General features: G+C 69.1%; 21 protein-coding genes and 1 pseudogene. 9 read left to right on the plus strand and 13 right to left on the minus strand.

Annotation, left to right across the window (positions count from 1 at the left end):
* Positions 1–94: 94 nt before the first annotated feature.
* Positions 95–301, plus strand: coding sequence for a TOBE domain-containing protein (locus ACI7BZ_RS02405; RefSeq protein ID WP_414115607.1), 207 nt, complete (start codon positions 95–97; stop codon positions 299–301).
* Between the two features lie 37 nt (positions 302–338).
* Here the strand turns inward: ACI7BZ_RS02405 and ACI7BZ_RS02410 are convergent, their stop codons facing one another.
* The 3 genes from ACI7BZ_RS02410 to ACI7BZ_RS02420 all read right to left on the minus strand — a co-directional run bounded on the left by ACI7BZ_RS02410 (position 339) and on the right by ACI7BZ_RS02420 (position 3,074).
* Entirely contained in the window at positions 339–1,169 is an 831-nt protein-coding gene (locus ACI7BZ_RS02410) for an amino acid kinase family protein (RefSeq protein WP_414115608.1), read from the minus strand.
* A gap of 12 nt (positions 1,170–1,181) precedes the next feature.
* Positions 1,182–1,994 (minus strand): amino acid kinase family protein, encoded by an 813-nt coding sequence (locus tag ACI7BZ_RS02415; protein ID WP_414115609.1) that lies wholly within the window; start codon positions 1,992–1,994, stop codon positions 1,182–1,184.
* Between the two features lie 189 nt (positions 1,995–2,183).
* On the minus strand, positions 2,184–3,074 hold the full coding sequence (locus ACI7BZ_RS02420; protein WP_414119071.1) for a substrate-binding domain-containing protein: 891 nt from the start codon (positions 3,072–3,074) through the stop codon (positions 2,184–2,186).
* A 212-nt stretch (positions 3,075–3,286) separates the two neighbouring features.
* Here ACI7BZ_RS02420 and mog point away from each other — a divergent pair, with 212 nt between their 5' ends.
* A complete protein-coding gene (mog, locus tag ACI7BZ_RS02425; RefSeq protein WP_414115610.1) occupies positions 3,287–3,820 on the plus strand; it encodes a molybdopterin adenylyltransferase in 534 nt (177 codons plus the stop codon).
* 3 nt (positions 3,821–3,823) lie between these two features.
* Here the strand turns inward: mog and ACI7BZ_RS02430 are convergent, their stop codons facing one another.
* From ACI7BZ_RS02430 to fabA, 6 genes are all read right to left on the minus strand, one after another.
* Positions 3,824–4,714, minus strand: coding sequence for a cation diffusion facilitator family transporter (locus ACI7BZ_RS02430; protein WP_414115611.1), 891 nt, complete (start codon positions 4,712–4,714; stop codon positions 3,824–3,826).
* A 186-nt stretch (positions 4,715–4,900) separates the two neighbouring features.
* Positions 4,901–5,662 carry a bestrophin-like domain gene (locus ACI7BZ_RS02435; protein WP_414115612.1) on the minus strand — a complete coding sequence of 254 codons (762 nt, stop codon included), beginning with the start codon at positions 5,660–5,662 and terminating at the stop codon, positions 4,901–4,903.
* Between the two features lie 229 nt (positions 5,663–5,891).
* On the minus strand, positions 5,892–6,563 hold the full coding sequence (locus tag ACI7BZ_RS02440; RefSeq protein ID WP_414115613.1) for a thioredoxin domain-containing protein: 672 nt from the start codon (positions 6,561–6,563) through the stop codon (positions 5,892–5,894).
* A 5-nt stretch (positions 6,564–6,568) separates the two neighbouring features.
* Positions 6,569–7,417, minus strand: coding sequence for an enoyl-ACP reductase FabI (gene fabI, locus ACI7BZ_RS02445; protein ID WP_414119072.1), 849 nt, complete (start codon positions 7,415–7,417; stop codon positions 6,569–6,571).
* Positions 7,418–7,525: 108 nt separating this feature from the next.
* Complete coding sequence (gene fabB / locus ACI7BZ_RS02450; protein WP_414115614.1) at positions 7,526–8,743, minus strand: beta-ketoacyl-ACP synthase I; 1,218 nt, start codon at positions 8,741–8,743, stop codon at positions 7,526–7,528.
* A 53-nt stretch (positions 8,744–8,796) separates the two neighbouring features.
* The gene (fabA, locus tag ACI7BZ_RS02455; protein ID WP_414115615.1) at positions 8,797–9,339 is read right to left on the minus strand and encodes a 3-hydroxyacyl-[acyl-carrier-protein] dehydratase FabA; all 543 of its coding nucleotides are present in this window, start codon (positions 9,337–9,339) and stop codon (positions 8,797–8,799) included.
* Positions 9,340–9,586: 247 nt separating this feature from the next.
* On the opposite strand from fabA, the gene mscL reads away from it, so the two are divergent.
* Positions 9,587–10,015, plus strand: a complete 429-nt coding sequence (mscL, locus tag ACI7BZ_RS02460) for a large conductance mechanosensitive channel protein MscL (protein WP_414119073.1) — start codon at positions 9,587–9,589, stop codon at positions 10,013–10,015.
* Between the two features lie 15 nt (positions 10,016–10,030).
* Here mscL and ACI7BZ_RS02465 read toward each other — a convergent pair whose 3' ends face one another.
* The 3 genes from ACI7BZ_RS02465 to ACI7BZ_RS02475 all read right to left on the minus strand — a co-directional run bounded on the left by ACI7BZ_RS02465 (position 10,031) and on the right by ACI7BZ_RS02475 (position 12,508).
* Positions 10,031–11,101, minus strand: coding sequence for a quinone-dependent dihydroorotate dehydrogenase (locus ACI7BZ_RS02465; protein ID WP_414115616.1), 1,071 nt, complete (start codon positions 11,099–11,101; stop codon positions 10,031–10,033).
* 5 nt (positions 11,102–11,106) lie between these two features.
* Complete coding sequence (locus ACI7BZ_RS02470) at positions 11,107–11,805, minus strand: orotate phosphoribosyltransferase (protein WP_414115617.1); 699 nt, start codon at positions 11,803–11,805, stop codon at positions 11,107–11,109.
* 88 nt (positions 11,806–11,893) lie between these two features.
* A complete protein-coding gene (locus ACI7BZ_RS02475; RefSeq protein WP_414115618.1) occupies positions 11,894–12,508 on the minus strand; it encodes a 2-hydroxychromene-2-carboxylate isomerase in 615 nt (204 codons plus the stop codon).
* A 108-nt stretch (positions 12,509–12,616) separates the two neighbouring features.
* Between ACI7BZ_RS02475 and ACI7BZ_RS02480 the strand changes: the two genes are divergently transcribed.
* The 4 genes and pseudogenes from ACI7BZ_RS02480 to ACI7BZ_RS02495 all read left to right on the plus strand — a co-directional run bounded on the left by ACI7BZ_RS02480 (position 12,617) and on the right by ACI7BZ_RS02495 (position 15,262).
* Entirely contained in the window at positions 12,617–13,435 is an 819-nt protein-coding gene (locus ACI7BZ_RS02480) for a phosphatase PAP2 family protein (protein WP_414119074.1), read from the plus strand.
* Positions 13,436–13,474: 39 nt separating this feature from the next.
* On the plus strand, positions 13,475–14,704 hold the full coding sequence (locus tag ACI7BZ_RS02485; protein ID WP_414115619.1) for an argininosuccinate synthase: 1,230 nt from the start codon (positions 13,475–13,477) through the stop codon (positions 14,702–14,704).
* 180 nt (positions 14,705–14,884) lie between these two features.
* Positions 14,885–14,962, plus strand: a pseudogene (locus ACI7BZ_RS02490) (LodA/GoxA family CTQ-dependent oxidase); the annotation flags it as partial.
* Between the two features lie 21 nt (positions 14,963–14,983).
* Positions 14,984–15,262, plus strand: coding sequence for a hypothetical protein (locus ACI7BZ_RS02495; RefSeq protein WP_414115620.1), 279 nt, complete (start codon positions 14,984–14,986; stop codon positions 15,260–15,262).
* Positions 15,263–15,265: 3 nt separating this feature from the next.
* Here the strand turns inward: ACI7BZ_RS02495 and ACI7BZ_RS02500 are convergent, their stop codons facing one another.
* Positions 15,266–17,167, minus strand: a complete 1,902-nt coding sequence (locus tag ACI7BZ_RS02500; protein ID WP_414115621.1) for a heavy metal translocating P-type ATPase — start codon at positions 17,165–17,167, stop codon at positions 15,266–15,268.
* A 99-nt stretch (positions 17,168–17,266) separates the two neighbouring features.
* Between ACI7BZ_RS02500 and mbfA the strand changes: the two genes are divergently transcribed.
* Together mbfA and ACI7BZ_RS02510 are read left to right on the plus strand one after the other, a co-directional pair.
* The gene (mbfA, locus tag ACI7BZ_RS02505) at positions 17,267–18,244 is read left to right on the plus strand and encodes an iron exporter MbfA (protein WP_414115622.1); all 978 of its coding nucleotides are present in this window, start codon (positions 17,267–17,269) and stop codon (positions 18,242–18,244) included.
* Between the two features lie 44 nt (positions 18,245–18,288).
* On the plus strand, positions 18,289–19,272 hold the full coding sequence (locus ACI7BZ_RS02510; protein WP_414115623.1) for a zinc-dependent alcohol dehydrogenase family protein: 984 nt from the start codon (positions 18,289–18,291) through the stop codon (positions 19,270–19,272).
* Positions 19,273–19,276 lie beyond the last annotated feature (4 nt).

A 19,276-nucleotide genomic window follows, 5' to 3' on the forward strand; every position in this document is an offset into this window, starting at 1 on the left:
ACGTTGGCGGCGCCATCATGCGAAGCACCTGCGCGGTGGCGCCATCCTCGCCTACGGCCGGCCTGGCAACCAGGCCCGACGCAAAGGACACAAGATGAAAGTCTCCGCGCGCAATGCCTTCACAGGCAAGATCGTAGACATCAAGAAGGGGACCACCACGGCCCATGTGGTCATCGAGGTGAACGGCCTCACCTTCACCGCATCCATCACCAACGAATCGGTGGATGATCTCGGCCTCAAGGTGGGCGGTGCCGCCAGCGCCATCATCAAATCGTCGGACGTGATCGTCGCCGTGGAATGAGGTGAGCCCCCCTCCCACCGGGAGGGGGGTTTTTTCTTCAGTTCCGGCGCGCGCCGGTGTGGACGATGGTGCCCACATGCTCGCCGCGCAGCGCGGCGGTGAGGCGGCCCGGCTGCAGGCCGTTCACCACCTGCACCCGCTCGATGTGGCGCGCGGTGGCCATCACCTCCAGCAAGGCCCGGTCGAAGGGCAGCGCGCCCTCGGTCTGGGCCAGCTCGGCAGCGCTGATCTCGGGGAGGAACTGCGCGTTCTCGCCGCCCTCGCCCTTGGGATCGCAGCTGTAGACCCCGTCCACATCCTCCACGATGGTCAGGCCGGCCGCGCCCAGCGCATCGGCCAGCAGGAAGGCGCCGGTGTCGGCCCGGTGGGACGGGATGCGCGCGCCCGGGAATTCGTGGTGGTGGTAGGGCGGATAGGCACTGCCCACCACCGCGCGGGCCGCGGTGAGGTGAATGGCCAGCTGGCTGGCGATGGTGGGGTGCTCCACATAGGAAACCCCTTCCGGCGCCAGCAGCGAGGCCAGGATGTGGCCATTCTGCCCGGCCTCGCTTGCGGCGAGCGGCGCGAGCGAGCCCACCGGCAGGCCGAGATCAAGGCCGACGCTGAAGACGTGGCGGGCGCGGATGCCGGCTCCGGTGAGGATCAGAAGGCGGTGCTCCGGCAGGATCTTGCGGATCTCCTCCACGATGGGGAGGATCGCCTCCGGCCCCCGGTCCATGATGGAGCGGCCGCCGATCTTCACCACCTGCAGCCAGGGCAGGAGGCGGATCGGCTTGACGCCGGCCACCGGGCGGGTGAGCTGGCCGTCGAGAAGGGTCTGGCTCGCGAGCGGCGAAGCCACGTGCTTGATGGTGCTGGTCTCAGGCATTGCGGTTCTTCTTCAGCTCGCGGTGATGATGGTGCCGACATGCTCGCCGGCAAGGGCGCGGGTCAGATTGCCGGGCACGAGCCCGTTCACCACTTGCACCTCGCGCACATGGCGCGCCTTCTGCAGCAGGTCGAGCATGGGGAATTCGAGGATGGAATCGTGCAGGCCGCGGGCCTTCATCTCCTCCACCGAGATCTTCGCGATGAAGGTGGCGTCCTTGGAGGTCTTCGGATTGGCGGTGTAGAGGCCGTTCTCATCCTTCACGAAGATCATCTGCCTGCAGCCGAACTGCTCGGCCAGCAGGAAGCAGCCGGCATCGGTACGGTAGGGCGGGATGACCCCCTCGGCGGCGGGGCGGGTCCACAGCGAATAGGGCGGCATGCCGGCGAAGATCACCGCATGCACCTCCGCAAGATAGAGCGGCACGGCCGAGAGCCCGGCGCCATCCACCTTGGAAATCCCGTACTTGGACAGGAGCTGGCCCAGCATCTCCGCATTCTGGTCGGCCACCGAGGCGCCGAGCTGCGAGAGCACGCCGGCCGGCAGGTTCAGCTCCGCGGCGATGGAATAAAGATGCCGCGCGCGGGTGCCGGCGCCGGTGCCGATCAAGAGCTTGTGGTCCTTGCGGACGGCGACGATCTCCTCCACCAGCGGGTAGACGGCGGCGCGGCCGCGGTCGATCACGCTCTGGCCGCCGATCTTGATCACCGTCGCGTCGGGCAGGATACGGAAGTCCGCCGCCCCTTCGGCTGCGGCCAGGAGCTGCGGATCGCTCAGCGCCCGCTGCATGAGGAGCGCTTCAAGCTCCGCCGTCGTATTGGCCATGAAGTCGCCTTTCGTCGTTGTCGGTTTCTTTCTTTTACTTTGATCAGCCTGATACCGCCCGCCGGATATCCAGGCAATATGTTGTAATTGCGTATCTTTTACGAGGCTGGGAAGGAACGACACAGAATGCAGGACCCTGCGTCAGCGCCCTGCACGGACTGCGGGTTCATCCGCGCCGGAGCCGACCGCTCAGCCGCAATTCAGGTGCACGGTGCCGAAACCCGAGACGTCATAGCCGCCGAGGTCTGCCGCGCGCGCTGCGAAGGCGGGTGCGCGGCAGAAGGCCACGAGCTTCTGGAACGGCGCATCGAAATAGGACTTGCGCCAGACCAGCAGGTCGAACCGCTCTTCCAGCAGGGGCACGAAGCACAGGTCGTGCAGGCGCGCCGCCGCGGCGATGCCCAGCCCCACGTCCGCCCGGCCGCTGGAGATGGCCAGCGCCAGGTCCGTCTCCGTCCGCTCGATGGTGTTGACTATCGTCAGGTCGGCGCGCGCCATCTTCGCAGCGGCAAGCAGCCGCTCCAGCACCAGTTCGCTGCCCGCCTCCGGCTGGCGCGCCTGGAAGCGCAGGCCCTGCACCTCCTTCAGCCCCTTCGGCGGGTTGGGAAGGCCGGGCCGGTGAATGAGCCCGCGCACCCGGCGCGCCCATTCGATCAGGACCCACGGCTCCCGGCCGAAGCGGCCTTCCACCGCACCCACGTTCCAGCCGTCCAGCTCCGGCACATGCAGCCCCACGGCGATGCATTCGCCCCGCTCGGCGCGCTCCAGCCCATCGAGGGCACCGTCGAAGAAGGCGGCGATGCCGGAGCGCGATTCGCGCAGCGCCCATTCCAGCAGCGGATCATGGCCGCCGGACAGCACCAGCGGCAGGGCGGGATGCTCGCTCGCCACGGGCGCCTCCTCCACCCCCCGCGGTTCCGCCGTTCCGCCCATCCAGCTCTCGATTTCCCTGCGGGGAAACAGAAGCTTGCCGGTGACACGGCGGACCGGAAGACGACCGGAGGCAACAAGGTCATAGACCTTGCGCTCCTTGACGCGCAGCAGCGCCGCCAACTCGCGGGTGGTGAGGAAATCCGCCATGCTCCGATGTGCCGTCACGGGGAACTCCGTAAAAAAAGCCGTCTTTCACATATGTTCGCATGGATACAGTACAGCGCAAAGGGCGGCGGGCGCCCGGCAGCGGCGGAGAGGGGGCGCCAGTCGGGCGCGGGCCTCGTTTTGAGCGCGCCCTTGCATTTGGGTGCGTGTCGCGTCAGCACAGGATGACCTGCCTCCCCCCGGAACGCTCTGCCATGGCCCCTGCACGCATCGGCATCCTCACCATCTCAGACCGCGCCAGCGCGGGCACCTATGAGGACCTCAGCGGTCCGGCCATCGAGGCCTGGCTGAGACATGCCATCACCTCGGCCTGGACCGCCGACTACCGCATCATTCCCGACGGCTTCGAAAGCGTGCGCGACACGCTGGTGACCCTGTGCGACACGGAACAGCTCGACCTCGTGCTGACCACCGGCGGCACCGGCCCTTCCCCCCGCGACCTGACCCCGGAAGCCATGGCGGCGGTGATCGAAAAGCCCTTGCCCGGCTTCGGCGAGCAGATGCGGCGCATCAGCCTCAACGAGGTGCCCACCGCCATCCTGTCGCGGCAGGAAGCCGGCGTGCGCGGGCGCACCCTTGTGGTGAACCTGCCAGGCAAGCCGGCGTCCATCGCCGTATGCCTCGCCGCGGTCTTCCCGGCCGTTCCTTATTGCCTCGACCTCATCGGCGCCGCCCGGATCGAAACCGACCCGGCGGTGGTCACCGCATTCCGCCCCAAGGGCGCCTGAGCCTCACAGCACGACGACGCCGGAGTGCTTGGCCTCGCCCTCGGGCTCCACATGGATGGTGATGACCGTATCGTCCATGTCCTGCTCGAAGGCGTGCTCGATGCGGTCGCAGATGTCGTGGGCGGCCGCCACCGTCATGCTGCCGGGCACCACCAGGTGGAATTCCACGAAGGTCATGCGCCCCGCATGGCGGGTGCGCAGGTCATGCGCCTCCAGCGCGCCGGCCGCATGGATCGACACCAGCTCGCGGATGCGCGCCACCACGTCCGGCGAGGCCGCCTCGTCCATGAGGCCGCTCACGGATTCCTTCATCAGCCCCCAGCCTGTCCACAGAACGTTGAGGGCCACGAGGCCGGCGATCAGCGGGTCCAGCTGGGGCCAGCCGGTGACGGGAACCAGAATGAAGCCCGCCAGCACGCCCACGGAGGTGACCACATCGGTCAGCACATGCTTGCCGTCCGCCACCAGAGCGGGGGAGCGGTAGGCCTTGCCGACCCGCAGCAGCAGCACGCACCACACGGCATTGATCACCGTCGCCGCGCCGTTCAGAAGCATGCCCTTGACCGGCTGGTCCGGCAGTTGGGGATCGAGCAGGCCGCTATAGGCCTCCCTCATGATGGTAAAGGCCGCGACCACCACCAGGACGCCTTCCAGGACCGCCGAGAGATACTCGGCCTTGTGGTGGCCGTACTGGTGGTTGGAATCGGCCGGGCGGGCCGACACGTTCAAAGCGATCAGGGCGGCCGCGGAGGCGGCCACGTTGATGATGCTCTCCAGCGCGTCGGACAACAGGGCGACCGATCCCGTCACCCACCAGGCCAGAGTCTTGAGACCGAGGACGAGCATGCCGATGAGCACGCTCGCCGCCGCCACCCAGAGGGCCTTGCGGCTCATTCCCGCCTCCCCGATTGCCACAGGCTTCGCTACCGGCCGCCCATGTGGTGGCCGACCCCGGCGCCCCGGCGGACAACCCGCGTCCCGCCCGATGAGGCAGGCTCTAGCGGGTCGCAGGATGCAGCGCAACCGCGCAGGACGGGCAGCAGGCCCGCAGCCGCTGCCGGGGCCGCAACGTCTTGCGCCCTACATTTCCATGTGCTGCAGGGCATTCTGCATGGCATCGGGCGCCACGACGATGATACCGCTGAACGGCGAGCTCATCTCCAGGATCAGGAAGATCGCCCCGGCGAGCGAAAGGCAGCACAGGGGGAACACCACCAGCGAGACCGCATTGATGGGTGCGAACAGGCCGAAGCTGACGAAGATGAGGATCAGCCAGACGACGAGCACGACGGTGAAGACCGTCGGGATCTGCGTGGCGCTTTCCGCGATCAGGGTCCAGCGCAGCGTCGTCAGCGACTGGTATCGGCTGATGGCCTCCGCGCGCAGCTCGGTCTGCGCGGGCGTCTGCGGATTGAGCCCGCGCAATTGCCGGCCCACATCCGAAAGCTGCCGGCCCGAGGCGATGCTGTTCACCAGGGGCGCCGCATCGCCGCCCGCCGGCCACGTCTCGGCGATGGCCGAGCGCGTGTAGACCAGGAGGGCCTTGCGGGCCGCGGCAGCGTCCGGCCCATAGTCCCGCAGCACGGAATCCAGCGTCACCAGATAGGTGGCGTATTGCTGCACGTCCTTGCTGGTGGAATCGAAATTCCCCTTCACCGAAGCGGTCATGAGGCCGAGGATCAGCGACGCCATGGCGGCCACCATGCCCACGCCGAGCTTCACCGCCTCCTGGGTTTCTTTGGAAAGGTGGTGCTGCTTGAGCCGGCGCGCGCCCAGCATGGCGCCGATGGCGCCGCCGAACAGGCCGACAAAGACCAGCGTAGAAACCAGCAGCGCCTGCATCCCCCGCGCCCCCCGCCCGATGAAACTCGACCCGCAGTGCCCCCGGCGCATGATCCAGAAGGATTTATCGGCTGCCCGGTGACCCGCCCTCGAACCGCAAAAAAGGATGGGGAGCTTAGAGCGCGATCCGATCAAATTGAATCAATTTGATCGGTGAATCGCCCTCTCACTTAAGGATAGAGACCGCATTATCCGACCAGCTTGCGGTGCAAGCTGGTCGGCGCGTGCTCTAGCCCCGCGCTGCGGTAATGAGCGCGCGCTTGCGGGCAAGGTCCAGATCGCCGGTCCAGAGGTTGGCGCCGATGACGTAAGCGGGCGGCTCGATGAGCCGCAGCGCCGACCCGAGCTCCACCGAGCGGTTGAGGCTGTCGGTCACGTCGGGCTGGTTGGAGGCGCGGAAAATCTTGAAATGGTCGAGCCCCTCGGCCCGCACCACGTTCAGCGCCTTCACCCCGTCGATCTGCCCCTCGGTCCGGGACAGGGCCTCGTAGAAGGCCTGAAACCGGCCGGGATGAAGCGCCAGCACGGCAAGGGCGATGCGCGCGGCCTCCACCGACTGCACATCGCGCCGGGGCATCTGCACCACGGCATAGGCCAGGCGGGGATCACCGAAAAGCAGCTGGCGCATGTCGTCGGCGGAGTGCCGCCAGCCCGGCGCGTTGAAATCCACGAACTCGGTCACCAGCGGCGCCGCCTTCGCGCCCATGATCACCTTGCCGGGCAGGCTGGCCAGAAGCCGGAGGGCGGTCGCATCCACCGGACCGCGATCCACCGGGGCCGCCGGAGCCTCCTGGGCGCGCACGACCGTCGCGGGGAGGAGCACGGCCGCCGCGCCGCCGAGCAGCAGGCGCCGGGACAGGACGGCCCGGCGCTCCCCGCCGGCGGAGCGGCTCCGGGACACCGCCACTATTCGGCGGCCTTTGCCGACGCCTCGGCGGCGAGCTTGGCCTCGGCGTCCTCCTGGGCCTTGAGCACCTCGGGGTGCGGCATGGAGATGATGTTGTAGCCGGAATCCACGAAATGGACCTCGCCCGTCACCCCCGCCGAAAGGCCGGACAGCAGGTAGAGGGCGGAGCCGCCCACCTCCTCGATGGTGACGGTGCGCCGCAGCGGCGCATGGCGCTTCTGGTAGTTGAACATGAGGCGCGCATCGGCGATGCCGGCGCCGGCCAGGGTGCGCACGGGGCCGGCGGACAAGGCGTTCACCCGGATTCCCGCCGGGCCGTAATCGGCCGCCAGATAGCGCACGGAGGCTTCCAGCGCCGCCTTGGCCACGCCCATCACATTGTAATTGGGCATGACGCGGGTGGAGCCGCCATAGGTGAGGGTGATGAGGGAACCGCCGTGGGGCATCAGCGCCGCCGCCCGCTTGGCCACCTCCGTGAAGGAGAAGCAGGAGATGACCATGGTGCGGGAGAAGTTCTCGCGGCTGGTGTCCGCATAGCGCCCCTTCAGCTCCGACTTGTCGGAGAAGGCCACCGCATGCACCAGGAAGTCGATGCTGCCCCAGGCCGCCTGCAGCGCCGCGAACACCGCGTCAACGCTGGCGAGGTCCTCCACGTCGCAGGGCAGCAGGATGGAGGAGCCGAGGCTCTCGGCCAAAGGCTTCACCCGCTTGGCCACCTGGTCGCCCTGATAGGTGAAGGCGAGCTCGGCACCCTGCGCGGCGAGGGTCTTGGCGATCCCCCAGGCGATGGAGTGATCGTTAGCGACCCCCATCACGAGGCCGCGCTTGCCTTTCATCAGGTCCTGCATCATCCACCCTCTCGCGCCTGAAACGCCGATAGCAGACCGTACCCGGCAAAGCCATGGCGCCGGGCTTCACCCTTCATGACAGAACCTGACCGCGCCGGGGCGCAGGCCTCAGGCATCCACATGCTTGATGACGAGGCTTGCGTTGGTGCCGCCGAAACCGAAGCCGTTGGACAGCACATGGCCGAGCGCCACATTGTCCACCCGCTGGCGCACGATGGGCATGTCGGCGAAGGCCGGGTCGATCTCCTCGATGTTGGCGCTCTCGCAGATGAAGCCGTTCTGCATCATCAAGATGGAATAGATGGCCTCGTGCACGCCGGTGGCGCCCTGGGAATGGCCGGTCAGCGACTTGGTGGCGGAAATCGGCGGGCAGGCGCTGCCGAATACGGCGCGGATGGCCTCGATCTCCTTCAGGTCGCCGATGGGCGTGGAGGTAGCGTGGGGGTTGATATAGTCGATGGGCGCCTTGACCGACGAGAGGGCGAGCTTCATCGCCCGCTCCGCGCCCTCCCCGGAAGGCGCCACCATGTCCACCCCGTCGGAGGTGGCGCCGTAGCCGGCGATCTCCGCATAGATGCGGGCGCCGCGGGCCTTGGCGTGCTCCAGTTCCTCCAGCACCAGCACCCCGGCGCCGCCGGAGATGACGAAGCCGTCGCGGTTCCTGTCATAGGCCCGGGAGGCCACCGCCGGGCGGTCGTTGAAATTGGAGGACATGGCGCCCATGCCGTCGAACAGCACGGAAAGGGTCCAGTGCAGGTCCTCGCAGCCGCCGGCGAAGATGATGTCCTGCTTGCCGTACTGGATCAGCTCGTAGGCGTTGCCGATGCAGATGTTGGTGGTGGCGCAGGCGGCCGAGATGGAATAGCTCAGCCCCTTGATCTTGAACCAGGTGGAGAGCGTCGCCGAGGCGGTGGAGCCCATGGCCTTGGGCACCGCGAACGGGCCGACGCGCTTGGGACCCTTGTCGCGGGCGATGTCCGCCGAATCGACGATGGTCTTGGTGGAGCTGCCGCCGGAGCCCATGATCAGGCCGGTGCGCGCGCTGGACACCTCGTGCGGCTCAAGGCCGGCATCGCGGATCGCCTGATCCATGGCCACGTGGTTCCACGCCGTGCCGCCGCCGTGGAAGCGCATGGCGCGCCGGTCCACCACCTCCTCGGCGTTCAGCGTCGGAGCGCCGTGCACCTGGGAGCGGAAGCCGAGCCGGGCGTAATCATCCGCGAAGGAGATTCCGCTCTTGGCCTCGCGCAGGCTGGCAAGCACTTCCTGCGTGGTGTTGCCGATGGACGAGACGATGCCCATCCCGGTGACGACGACGCGCCGCATGTCTAATCCCCATTGGAAAGCACAATCCCCGATCGGATCGTGGCGGGTCCTTGTCAGGCGCCCGCCGGACCCGGCGCAGGCTGTGCCGTCTCGGCCTGGAACAGGCCCACCTTCAGGTCCTTGGCGCGATAGATGACCGTGCCGTCCGCGGCGAGCCACCCGTCGGCGATACCGAGCACGAGCTTGGAGCGCATGACGCGCTTCAGCTCGACCCCATACACCACCTTCTTGACGTCCGGCAGGACCTGGCCGGAAAACTTGAGCTCGCCGAGCCCCAGCGCACGGCCCCGCCCCGGGGAGCCGAGCCAGCCGAGGAAGAAGCCCACCATCTGCCACAGAGCGTCGAGGCCGAGGCAGCCCGGCATCACCGGGTCGCCCTTGAAGTGACAGCCGAAGAACCAGAGGTCCGGGTTCACGTCGAGTTCGGCGCGCACCATGCCCTTGCCGAACTCACCGCCGGTTTCGGAAATCTCGGCGATGCGATCGAACATCAGCATGGGCGGCAGCGGCAATTGCGCGTTTCCGGCCCCGAACAGCTCGCCACGTCCACACGCGAGAAGATCCTCGTACCCGAAGCTGGTCTGCCGGTCCGCCATTCTTGGTTGTGTCGCCATTCTGCCCACGAGGGTCGTTTGCGATGAGCCGGGAGCCGCCGTTCGCAGCCCCGGGCCCGCCCCCGTGACCGGCGGCGGGGCACTCCCTAACATAGGCAAGGGCGCACTCAAAGTCATGAAAGCGTCACGGGGGTAGCAAGATCGGCGATGCCGGCCGGAAACCGCCGGTGCGGGGCCCGCGTTCGCACCCATGCCGGCCGGGCCGGGGCGCGAGGAGAGCAGCATGGCCATTCTGAAGGAGTTCCAGGAGTTCGCGGTCAAGGGCAATGTGGTGGACCTTGCCATCGGCGTCATCATCGGCGCCGCCTTCGGCAACATCGTTGCCTCGCTGGTGGGCGACGTGTTCATGCCGGTCATCGGCGCGATCACCGGCGGGCTCGACTTCTCCAACTATTTCATACCCTTGTCGTCCACCGTCACGGCCGAGAACCTGGCGGACGCGAAAAAGCAGGGCGCGGTTCTGGCCTATGGCGCCTTCATCACCATCGCCATCAATTTCGTCATCGTCGCGGCAGTGCTGTTCCTGGTGGTGCGCGCCATCAACGCCCTGCGCCGCGCCGAGGCGGGCAAGGCGCCGCCGGCCCCCAGCCGCAGCGAGGTGCTGCTGGCGGAGATCCGCGACCTGCTGGCCGGGCGCACCGGCCAGCCCCGCCCCTGATCCCCCCGCCCCGGATCAATCCGCGTCCACGCCCACCGCGTCGGCAACGCTGGCAAAGCCGTCCGCCTTCAGGCGGGCGGCAAGATCCGACTTGATGCGCCCGACAAGGCCCGGGCCGTGGAACACCAAAGCGGAATAAAGCTGCACCAGGCTCGCGCCGGCGCGGATCTTGGCATAGGCGTCGGCGCCGCAGGAGACGCCACCGGCCCCCACCAGCGGCATCCGGGTGCCCACCATGCGCCGCAGCGCCGCCAGCCGCTCGGTGGAGGGGACCATCAGCGGCCGGCCGGAAAGGCCGCCGGCCTCGCCGCGGTGCGGGCTCTTCAGCTCTGCCGGGCGCGCGAGGGTGGTATTCCCCATGATGATGCCGTCCACCCCGCTGCCGATGGCCACCTGCGCCACCGAGGCCAGGGCCGAATCATCCAGGTCGGGGGCCACCTTCACCAGCAGCGGCGGCCGGCTGAGCGGATCGGGAATGGACGCGTTGCGCACATGGAGCACATGGGCGAGCAGCGCCTCCATCTCCGCGCTCGCCTGCAGGGCGCGCAACCCGGGCGTGTTGGGCGAGGAGATGTTGCACACGATGTAATCGGCAAGGCGGCAGGTGGCGGCGACGCCCGCGGCATAGTCCTCCAGCGCGTCCTCGCTCTCCTTGTTCTTCCCCACGTTGGCGCCGACGATGCCGGTCGCCCCCGCCCCCCGGCGCTTGCCGAGACGGTAGACGAACGGGGCGAGGCCCTCGCTGTTGAAGCCGAAGCGGTTGATCACCGCCTCGTCCTCGTCCAGCCGGAACAGGCGGGGCATGGGATTGCCCGGCTGCGGGCGGGGGGTGACGGTACCCGCCTCGACGAAGCCGAAGCCCAGGCGCAGCACCGCGTCCGCCACCTCGCAATGCTTGTCGAAGCCCGCCGCCAGCCCGATGGGGTTGGGAAAGGGAATGCCCCACACCCGCGTGGCGAGCACCGGGTCATCCTCCCCCGCCAGGTCGGGAACCATCCCGCTGCGCATGGCGCGGATGACCAGCGCGTGCGCCCGCTCTGGCGAGACGAAGCGGAAGAGGGGCCGGACGAGGGCGTAGAGGTCCATCCGGTTCACTCGCCGGTGGTGGCGGTGCCGCCATGCGCCTTGGACCAGCTGTGCGGATCGTGCAGGAACGCCTCGATCTGGGCGATCTGCGCCGATTCGAAGCGGTTCATGGACTTCACCGCCGCCAGCACGTCCCACCAGGTGGCGAGGCGGTGCAGGCTGAGGCCGGCCGAATCGAGGACGCCCGAGGCTTCCGAGAAGATGTCGTAATAGAAGAAGACGAAGCAGTGGGAGCACTCGGCGCCGGCATCACGCAGCGCGTTCACGAAGGTGACCTTGCTGCGCCCGTCGGTGGTGAGGTCCTCCACCAGCAGCACGCGCTGGCCGGGGGCCAGATGCCCCTCGATCTGGGCATTGCGGCCGAAGCCCTTGGGCTTCTTGCGCACATATTGCATGGGCAGCATCAGCCGGTCCGCCACCCAGGCCGCGAACGGGATGCCCGCGGTCTCGCCGCCGGCCACCGTGTCGAACTGCTCGTAGCCGATCTCGCGGAAGATGGTGGAGATGCCGAAATCCACCAGCGTCTGGCGCACCCGCGGGAAGGAGATGAGGCGGCGGCAGTCGATATAGACCGGGCTCGCCCACCCGGAGGTGAAGATGAACGGCTCGCCGGAGGAAAAGCGCACGGCCTCCACCTCCAGCAGCATCCGCGCGGTCTGCTCGGCGATGGTGGCCTTGTCCGGAAAAGCAGTGACGTTCGCCATGGGAGATGGGCCTCGGTCGCAGAAGTGTGACGCGCATATATCAGAGCGGTGCCGCAATGCGACACCCCCCGGGGCCGGGGAACCGCCCTCAGGCCACGCGGGCGAGGGTCCGGGCGTGGTCGAGGGCCATTTCCAGCCGGTCATTGCCCCAGAACAGCTCGCCGTCGGCGGTGACGAAGCTCGGCGCGCCGAACACGCCCCGCGCCTTCGCCTCCTCGGTGCGGGCGCGCAGCCGGTCCTTGTTCTGCTGCTGCTCGGCCTCGTCGATCACCGCGTCGCAGAAATGGCCCAGCCCCGCCAGCACCTGCCGGATGGTCTCGCGGTCGGCAATGTCGCGCCCCTGCGCGAACTCGGCGCGAAACAGCGCCCGGGTGAAGGCGGGCCGGCAGGCATCATTGAGCAGGATGGCCACGCGGGCGGCAAGAAGACCGTTGGCGGGGAACGGGTCGGGCCTGGTGATGGCCGGCAGGCGGGTGGCCGCGGCCAGCCGGTCCAGGTCCCGCCACATATGCGCGCCCTTGAGGGGGTAGACGTTGAAGGGTGACGTATCGTAACCCTGTGCCGAGAAGATGGGGCCGAGCAGGAACGGCTTCCATGCCACCTCCACCCCGGCAAGCTCGGCCAAGGCGGCGATGCGGCCGGCGGCGAGATAGGAATAGGGTGAGGCGAACTCGTAATAGAAATCGAGGGTGGCGCTGGCCATGGGCGGGTCCTGCCTGTACATCGCGCCGGGAACTGTGCTTCCGCGCGGGGCTCGCGCGCAAGGTGATGAATCAAGTCTGCGGCCGGATCGGGTGACGCATTGAAGTGGGTGGTGTTCTTCGCGCTGGTGACGGGGGCGGCGGTGGCCATTTTGTTCACCGTCTTCCCGCAATGGGACATAGCCATCTCCGGCCTGTTCTGGGACGCGTCGCGGCGCGGCTTCGCCCTCGGCGCCCAGCCGTGGGCGAAGACGGCCCGCTCCCTCGCCAATTACATCCCCTGGGCCATCGCCGCCCCGGCGTTCGCCGCCATCGTGCTGAAGCTGATGTTCCCGTGGGGGAAAATGTTCATGCCCGCGCGGGCGGCGGTGCTGCTGGCCCTCACCATGGCGCTGGGCCCCGGCCTGCTCGTCAACGGCATCCTGAAGGAGCATTGGGGGCGGCCCCGCCCGGTGCATGTGGATACCTTCGGCGGCAGGGACAATTTCCGCTCCTGGTACCAGACGGACGGCACCTGCCCCGGCAATTGCTCCTTCGTCTCCGGCGAGGGAGCCCTGGGTTTCTGGCTCACTGCTCCTGCCAGCCTCGTGCCCGGCCCGCTGGGCGCGGTGGCCATGGTGGCGGCGGTGACCTTCGCCAGCGTCGCCGGCGGCCTGCGCATCGCCTTCGGCGGCCACTTCTTCACGGATGTGGTGTTCTCCGGCGTGCTGGTGGTGCTCATCGTGGTGTTCGTGCGCCTGTGGCTGTACGACCGCGCCCGGCCGCCCTCCGACGGCGAGGTGGAGCGCGCCATCGGCCGCGCCGGATTTGGCCTTCATGCCCTGGTACGCGGCCTGTGGCAGGCGGCGGCCATGGCGACGGCAACGGCGGGGCACGGCCTCGGACGCCTGATCCGGCGCTACTTGCCACGGCGCCGGGCCGGCCTATAGTCCGCGCCGATTTCTCCCTCGCAACTTCCGAGAAACCTGATGGCGCGTGACGTGAAGAAGGTGGTGCTGGCCTATTCCGGCGGGCTCGACACCTCGGTGATCCTGAAATGGCTCCAGACCACCTACAAGTGCGAGGTGATCACCTTTACCGCCGATCTCGGGCAGGGCGAGGAGCTGGAGCCGGCGCGCAAGAAGGCGCAGCTGCTCGGCATCAAGGACGAGAACATCTTCATCGAGGACGTGCGCGAGGAGTTCGTCGCCGAATATGTGTTCCCCATGTTCCGCGCCAATGCCCTCTATGAGGGGCTCTACCTGCTCGGCACCTCCATTGCCCGCCCGCTGATCGCCAAGAAGCAGATCGAGATCGCGCGGCTGATGGGGGCGGACGCGGTGTCCCACGGCGCCACCGGCAAGGGCAACGACCAGGTGCGCTTCGAGCTGGCCTATTACGCGCTGGAGCCGGACATCACCGTCATCGCCCCCTGGCGCGAGTGGGACCTGACCTCCCGCACCCGCCTGCTGGAGTTCGCGGAAGCCCACCAGATCCCCATCGCCAAGGACAAGCGCGGCGAAGCGCCGTTCTCGGTGGACGCGAACCTTTTGCACTCCTCGTCCGAAGGCAAGGTGCTGGAAGACCCGGCCGAGGACGCGCCGGAATATGTCTACCAGCGCACCATTTCCCCCGAGGCGGCGCCGGACGAGCCCACCCTCATCACCATCGCCTTCGACAAGGGCGACGCGGTGGCCATCAATGGCGAGGCGCTGACCCCCGCCGCCCTGCTCACCCGCCTCAACGAGCTGGGCAAGGCCAACGGCATCGGCCGGCTCGACCTGGTGGAGAACCGCTTCGTGGGCATGAAGAGCCGCGGCGTCTACGAGACCCCCGGCGGCACCATCCTGCTTGCCGCCCATCGCGGCATGGAGAGCATCACGCTCGATCGCGGCGCGGCGCACCTGAAGGACGAACTGATGCCCCGCTATGCGGAGCTCATCTACAACGGCTTCTGGTTCTCCCCCGAGCGGGAGATGCTGCAGGCCGCCATCGATCACTCGCAGGCCTATGTGACCGGCGAGGTGACGGTGAAGCTCTACAAGGGCAACACCACCGTCATCGGCCGCAAGAGTCCCTATTCGCTCTATAATCAGGAGCTTGTGACGTTCGAGGAAGGCGCGGTCGCCTACGACCACCGCGACGCGGCGGGCTTCATCAAGCTCAACGCCTTGCGCCTGCGCACCCTCGGCAGCCGGGCCCGCAAGATCTCCGAGTAGAAGCCGCGCACCCCTCGGGGGCAACGTGCATTTTTGCGCTTTGCCCCCGTCCCCGCCTCAGACACACTGCAGGTGGTCTTGGGGGGAGAACCATGGATCGACGCGACCTTCTGAAGGGCGCCGCCGGACCCACATTGCTCGCGGCCATGGCCGGGCTTCAGGCGCAGGAGGCCGCCGGCGGGGTTCCGCGACGATCGGGGCCGGATCAAGCGCCAGGCCATCCGCTTCCGCATCTATGCCTACAGCCGCACAGCATGGCCCACCGGCGAGAGCACCGAGGTGAAGCTCGGCTCGATGCTCGACGGCAAGCGCGTTGCCGACGGCAAGCTGATGCCCATCCGCCGCCCGCAGGACGGCCCCCTCGACAGCCCCGACCGCTTCAGGCGCCGCTTCGTCGATCCCGGCCCGCGCGCCCTTTCGGCGCAGGCGCGGCGGCGGGCATCTCGGACGATGGCAAGGTACCCTTCGTCGCGCACCACCTTCTATGCCGCCGAGGCGCAATGGCCCGACGCGCCCTTCTGGCGCCGCCGGCAGTTTCGCGACCCGGCGGTGGCGTGAACCTCAGCCGTCGCCCTCCCCGCGCCCCGGCACCAGCACCCGCAAGGCATTGAGGATCACCACCACGTCGATGGCCTCCTGCAGCAGCGCGCCCTCAACCGGCTGCAGATAGCCCAGCGCCGCGGCGATCATGCCCGCCACCGACAGGCCCATGCCCCAGAACACGCTCTGCCGCGTAATGGCGAGGGCCCGCCGGGCAATGGCCATGGCCTCGGCGAGGCGGTCCAGCCGGTCCACCAGCAGCACCACGTCCGCCACCTCCGCCGAGGCCGCGGCGCCGCGCGCGCCCAGCGCCACGCCCACGTCGGCGGCGGCGAGGGCGGGGGCGTCGTTCACCCCGTCGCCCACCATCATTACCGTGCCCCCGGGAGCCGGGCCGTGGGCGGCAAGAAGATGCGCCTGCTGCACCCGCTCCACCTTGCCCGCCGCGGAGAGATCGCCGGCCCAGTCGTCCACCGGGAGCCGGCGGCACAGGGCCTCCACTGCTTCGGAGCGGTCGCCGGAGGCGATGGCCACGTGGGCGACGCCCCCGGCCCGCAGCGCGGCCAGCATCTTGGCGGCGTCCTCGCGCACCCCGTCGGCCAGCACCACTAGGCCGGCGAGGCTGCCGTCCACGGCCACCGCCACCACGGCGCTGGCCGGCTCCAGCCCGTGCCGCAGCGATGCGGGATCGCCGGCGCAGCGGGCCGCGATGTAGCCGGTGCCGCCCACCGCCACCTGATGGCCCGCCACCCGGCCGGAGATGCCCACACCGCCGGTCTCGCTCACCTCGGCCGGCGGGGAAAGGGCGAGGCCCTGCGCCCGCGCCGCCGACACGAGGGCCGCCGCAACCACATGGTTCGACGCCTGGTCGAGGGAGGCGGCAAGGCGCAGCACCATGTCCGCGGTGAAGCCGGGCGCCGCGCGCACCTCCGCAAGGCCCGCCACGCCGTGGGTCAGGGTCCCGGTCTTGTCGATGACCAGGGCGCGGACCTGGGCCAGCTTTTCCAGCGCGCCGCCGCTCTTCACCAGCACGCCGCGCTTTGCCGCCCGCGACAGGCCGGCCATGATGGCCACCGGCACCGCGAGGATGAGCGGGCACGGCGTCGCCACCACCAGCACCGCCAAGGCGCGGCGCGGATCGCCCGCAGCCAGCGCGGCACCGACCGCCAGCGCGAGGGAGAAGGCGAGGAAGCCCAGGGCATAGCGGTCCGCGAGGCGCACCATGGGGGCCCGGCTCGCAGCCGCAGCCTCCACCAGGCGCACGATGGCCGCATAGGTGCTTTCGCCGGCGGGCCGCAGCGCCACCAGATCGAAGGCGGCTCCCGCGTTCACCGCGCCGGAGGGGGCTTCCGCGCCCGCTTCCAGGCGCACGGGGCGGACCTCCCCGGTGAGGGAGGACTGGTCCAGCACCGCCGGCGCCTCCAGCACCCGCCCATCCACGGGCACAGTGTCACCATGCCGCACCAGGATGAGGTCGCCAGGGACGATGGCGTTTATGGGCACCTCGTCGAGCCGCTCGCCGTTCCGGCGCACCGCCGTGCGCGGCGCGCGGGCCGCCAGCGCGCTCATCTCCCGCCGCGCCCGCCCTTCGGCGAAACGCTCCAGCTGCTGCCCGCCCGCATACATCAGGGCAACCACATTCCCCGCCAGGGGCTCGCCGAAGGCCAGCGCCGTGGTCATGGACAAAGCAGCGAGAATATCGAGCCCGAACCGGCCCTGCCGGATGGCGCGGGCCACGTCGAACAGCAAGGCGGCCAGCACCGGCAGCGTGCCGAGGGCGAAGGCCATGTCTCCCGCGGCAGGCACCCCGGCGGCGAGGAGGCCGAGGCCGGCGACAAGAGGCACCACCGCCGCGCCGAGCAGCACGAAACGGCGAGGCCCACCGGCACCGTCACCGCCGGCGGCAGGCTTCGGGGCGGGCATGGCTCGACTCCCGGGGGGGCGCGGCAATACCGTCGCATTGCCTTCGCGTTCAACTGACCTACATATCGTTAGAATAATTCTAATTCGGAGTCATCCCGGATGATGTCCCTGTTTTCCGGCCGCCGCCGCTTCTCGGACCTCTCGGAAAAGGAGATCCTCGCCCTCGCCGTGTCCTCGGAGGAGGACGACGCGCGGATCTATGCGGATTATGCCGAGGCCCTGCGTCCCACCTTCCCCGACACGGCGAAGATCTTCGAGGCCATGTCGGCCCAGGAGACGGGCCACAAGCGCGCCCTCACCGCGGAGTTCGAGCGCCGCTACGGCGCGCATGTGCCGCTCATCCGCCGGGAATCCATCGCCGGCTACTACAATCGCCGGCCGCCCTGGTACGTCACCAATCTCGGCATCGAGCGCATCCGCGAGGAAGTGGGGCGGATGGAGGACGAAAGCGCCAATTTCTACCTCCAGGCGCAGAAGAAGGCGACCGACCCGGGCACCCTCAAGCTGCTGGAAAGCCTCTACCGCACCGAGCTGCAGCATGAGGAGATCGCCAGCAACCTTGCCGAGCGCTACCTGCCGGTGGACAAGAAGAAGGAGGAGGACGACAAGGCCCGGCGCCAGTTCGTGCTCACCTGGGTGCAGCCGGGACTGGCGGGCCTCATGGACGGCTCGGTGTCCACCCTCGCCCCCATCTTCGCCACCGCCTTCGCCACGCAGAATTCCCACACCACGCTCCTGGTCGGCCTCGCGGCGGCGGTGGGCGCGGGCATCTCCATGGGCTTCACCGAGGCGGTGCACGACGACGGTGTCATCTCGGGCCGCGGCTCGCCGCTGAAGCGCGGCATCGCCTCCGGCGTGATGACGGCGGTGGGCGGGCTGGGCCACGCTTTGCCCTATCTCATCCCGGAATTCTGGACCGCCACCGTCATCGCCATCATCGTCGTGTTCGTGGAATTGTGGGCCATCGCCTTCATCCAGAACCACTATATGGAGACGCCGTTCTGGCGCTCGGTGTTCCAGGTGGTGCTGGGCGGCGCGCTGGTGCTTGCCGCGGGCATCTTCATCGGGGGAAGCTGACGGCGGGCGCCGGCACCGCCGGCCCATGACGCGGGGAGCGCCGCATGTATGCCATGGTCCTCAAGCGCCCGGGTGAGCTTCTGGTGGGCGAGGAACGGCCCGACCCCGTGGCCGGTCCCGGCGAGGTGGTGATCAAGGTCACCGCCTGCGGCGTGTGCCGCACCGACCTTCACGTGGTGGACGGGGAACTGCCGCAGACGCGCCTGCCCGTCGTGCCCGGGCACGAGATCGTCGGCCGGGTGGCGGCCCTCGGCGCGGGCGTGTCCCACCTGGCGGTCGGGGAGCGGGTGGGCGTGGGCTGGCTCGGCCATGCCTGCGGCACCTGCCCCTATTGCGCGGCGCACGAGGAGAACCTCTGCGACACGCCGGTGTTCACCGGCTGCACCCGGGACGGCGGCTTCGCCAGCCATGCCGTGGCGGATGCAGCCTTCACCTATCCCCTGGGCGAGGCGGGGGACGACATCGCGCTGGCGCCCCTGCTGTGTGCCGGCCTCATCGGCTGGCGCACCCTGAAGATGGCGGGCGAGGGCCGGCGCATCGGCCTCTACGGCTTCGGCGCGGCGGCCCACATCATCGCCCAGGTGGCCAGATACCAGGGGCGAGAGATCTACGCCTTCACCCGGCCGGGCGATACACAGGCGCAGGATTTCGCCCGCAGCCTCGGCGCCGTCCATGCCGGCCCCTCCGACGCCCCCGCCCCGGTGCCGCTGGACGCGGCGCTCATCTTCGCCCCGGCCGGGGAGCTGGTGCCGCAGGCCCTGCGCGCGGTGCGCAAGGGCGGGCGCGTGGTGTGCGGCGGCATCCACATGAGCGACATTCCCGCCTTCCCCTATCGCTGGCTGTGGGAGGAGCGGAAGATCCTCTCGGTGGCCAACCTTACCCGGGAGGATGCCCGCGAATTCCTCGCCCTCGCCCCCAGGGCCGGCGTCACCACCCATGTGACGCCCTACCCGCTGGCCGATGCCAACCGCGCCCTGGACGACCTGCGCACCGGCCGCCTGAGCGGCGCGGCGGTGCTGGTGCCGTAGGGCG

The sequence above is a fragment of the Xanthobacter sp. AM11 genome, from assembly GCF_047444035.1.
GTDB lineage: Bacteria > Pseudomonadota > Alphaproteobacteria > Rhizobiales > Xanthobacteraceae > Xanthobacter.

What these genes read in the sequence shown, in the direction of transcription:
- ACI7BZ_RS02405 (WP_414115607.1), top strand. Translation starts at nt 95, where the DNA reads ATGAAAGTCTCCGCGCGCAATGCCTTCACAGGCAAGATCGTAGACATC.
- ACI7BZ_RS02410 (WP_414115608.1), bottom strand. Translation starts at nt 1,169, where the DNA reads ATGCCTGAGACCAGCACCATCAAGCACGTGGCTTCGCCGCTCGCGAGC.
- ACI7BZ_RS02415 (WP_414115609.1), bottom strand. Translation starts at nt 1,994, where the DNA reads ATGGCCAATACGACGGCGGAGCTTGAAGCGCTCCTCATGCAGCGGGCG.
- ACI7BZ_RS02420 (WP_414119071.1), bottom strand. Translation starts at nt 3,074, where the DNA reads ATGGCGGATTTCCTCACCACCCGCGAGTTGGCGGCGCTGCTGCGCGTC.
- mog (WP_414115610.1), top strand. Translation starts at nt 3,287, where the DNA reads ATGGCCCCTGCACGCATCGGCATCCTCACCATCTCAGACCGCGCCAGC.
- ACI7BZ_RS02430 (WP_414115611.1), bottom strand. Translation starts at nt 4,714, where the DNA reads ATGAGCCGCAAGGCCCTCTGGGTGGCGGCGGCGAGCGTGCTCATCGGC.
- ACI7BZ_RS02435 (WP_414115612.1), bottom strand. Translation starts at nt 5,662, where the DNA reads ATGCAGGCGCTGCTGGTTTCTACGCTGGTCTTTGTCGGCCTGTTCGGC.
- fabI (WP_414119072.1), bottom strand. Translation starts at nt 7,417, where the DNA reads ATGCAGGACCTGATGAAAGGCAAGCGCGGCCTCGTGATGGGGGTCGCT.
- fabB (WP_414115614.1), bottom strand. Translation starts at nt 8,743, where the DNA reads ATGCGGCGCGTCGTCGTCACCGGGATGGGCATCGTCTCGTCCATCGGC.
- fabA (WP_414115615.1), bottom strand. Translation starts at nt 9,339, where the DNA reads ATGGCGGACCGGCAGACCAGCTTCGGGTACGAGGATCTTCTCGCGTGT.
- ACI7BZ_RS02465 (WP_414115616.1), bottom strand. Translation starts at nt 11,101, where the DNA reads ATGGACCTCTACGCCCTCGTCCGGCCCCTCTTCCGCTTCGTCTCGCCA.
- ACI7BZ_RS02470 (WP_414115617.1), bottom strand. Translation starts at nt 11,805, where the DNA reads ATGGCGAACGTCACTGCTTTTCCGGACAAGGCCACCATCGCCGAGCAG.
- ACI7BZ_RS02475 (WP_414115618.1), bottom strand. Translation starts at nt 12,508, where the DNA reads ATGGCCAGCGCCACCCTCGATTTCTATTACGAGTTCGCCTCACCCTAT.
- ACI7BZ_RS02485 (WP_414115619.1), top strand. Translation starts at nt 13,475, where the DNA reads ATGGCGCGTGACGTGAAGAAGGTGGTGCTGGCCTATTCCGGCGGGCTC.
- ACI7BZ_RS02500 (WP_414115621.1), bottom strand. Translation starts at nt 17,167, where the DNA reads ATGCCCGCCCCGAAGCCTGCCGCCGGCGGTGACGGTGCCGGTGGGCCT.
- mbfA (WP_414115622.1), top strand. Translation starts at nt 17,267, where the DNA reads ATGATGTCCCTGTTTTCCGGCCGCCGCCGCTTCTCGGACCTCTCGGAA.
- ACI7BZ_RS02510 (WP_414115623.1), top strand. Translation starts at nt 18,289, where the DNA reads ATGTATGCCATGGTCCTCAAGCGCCCGGGTGAGCTTCTGGTGGGCGAG.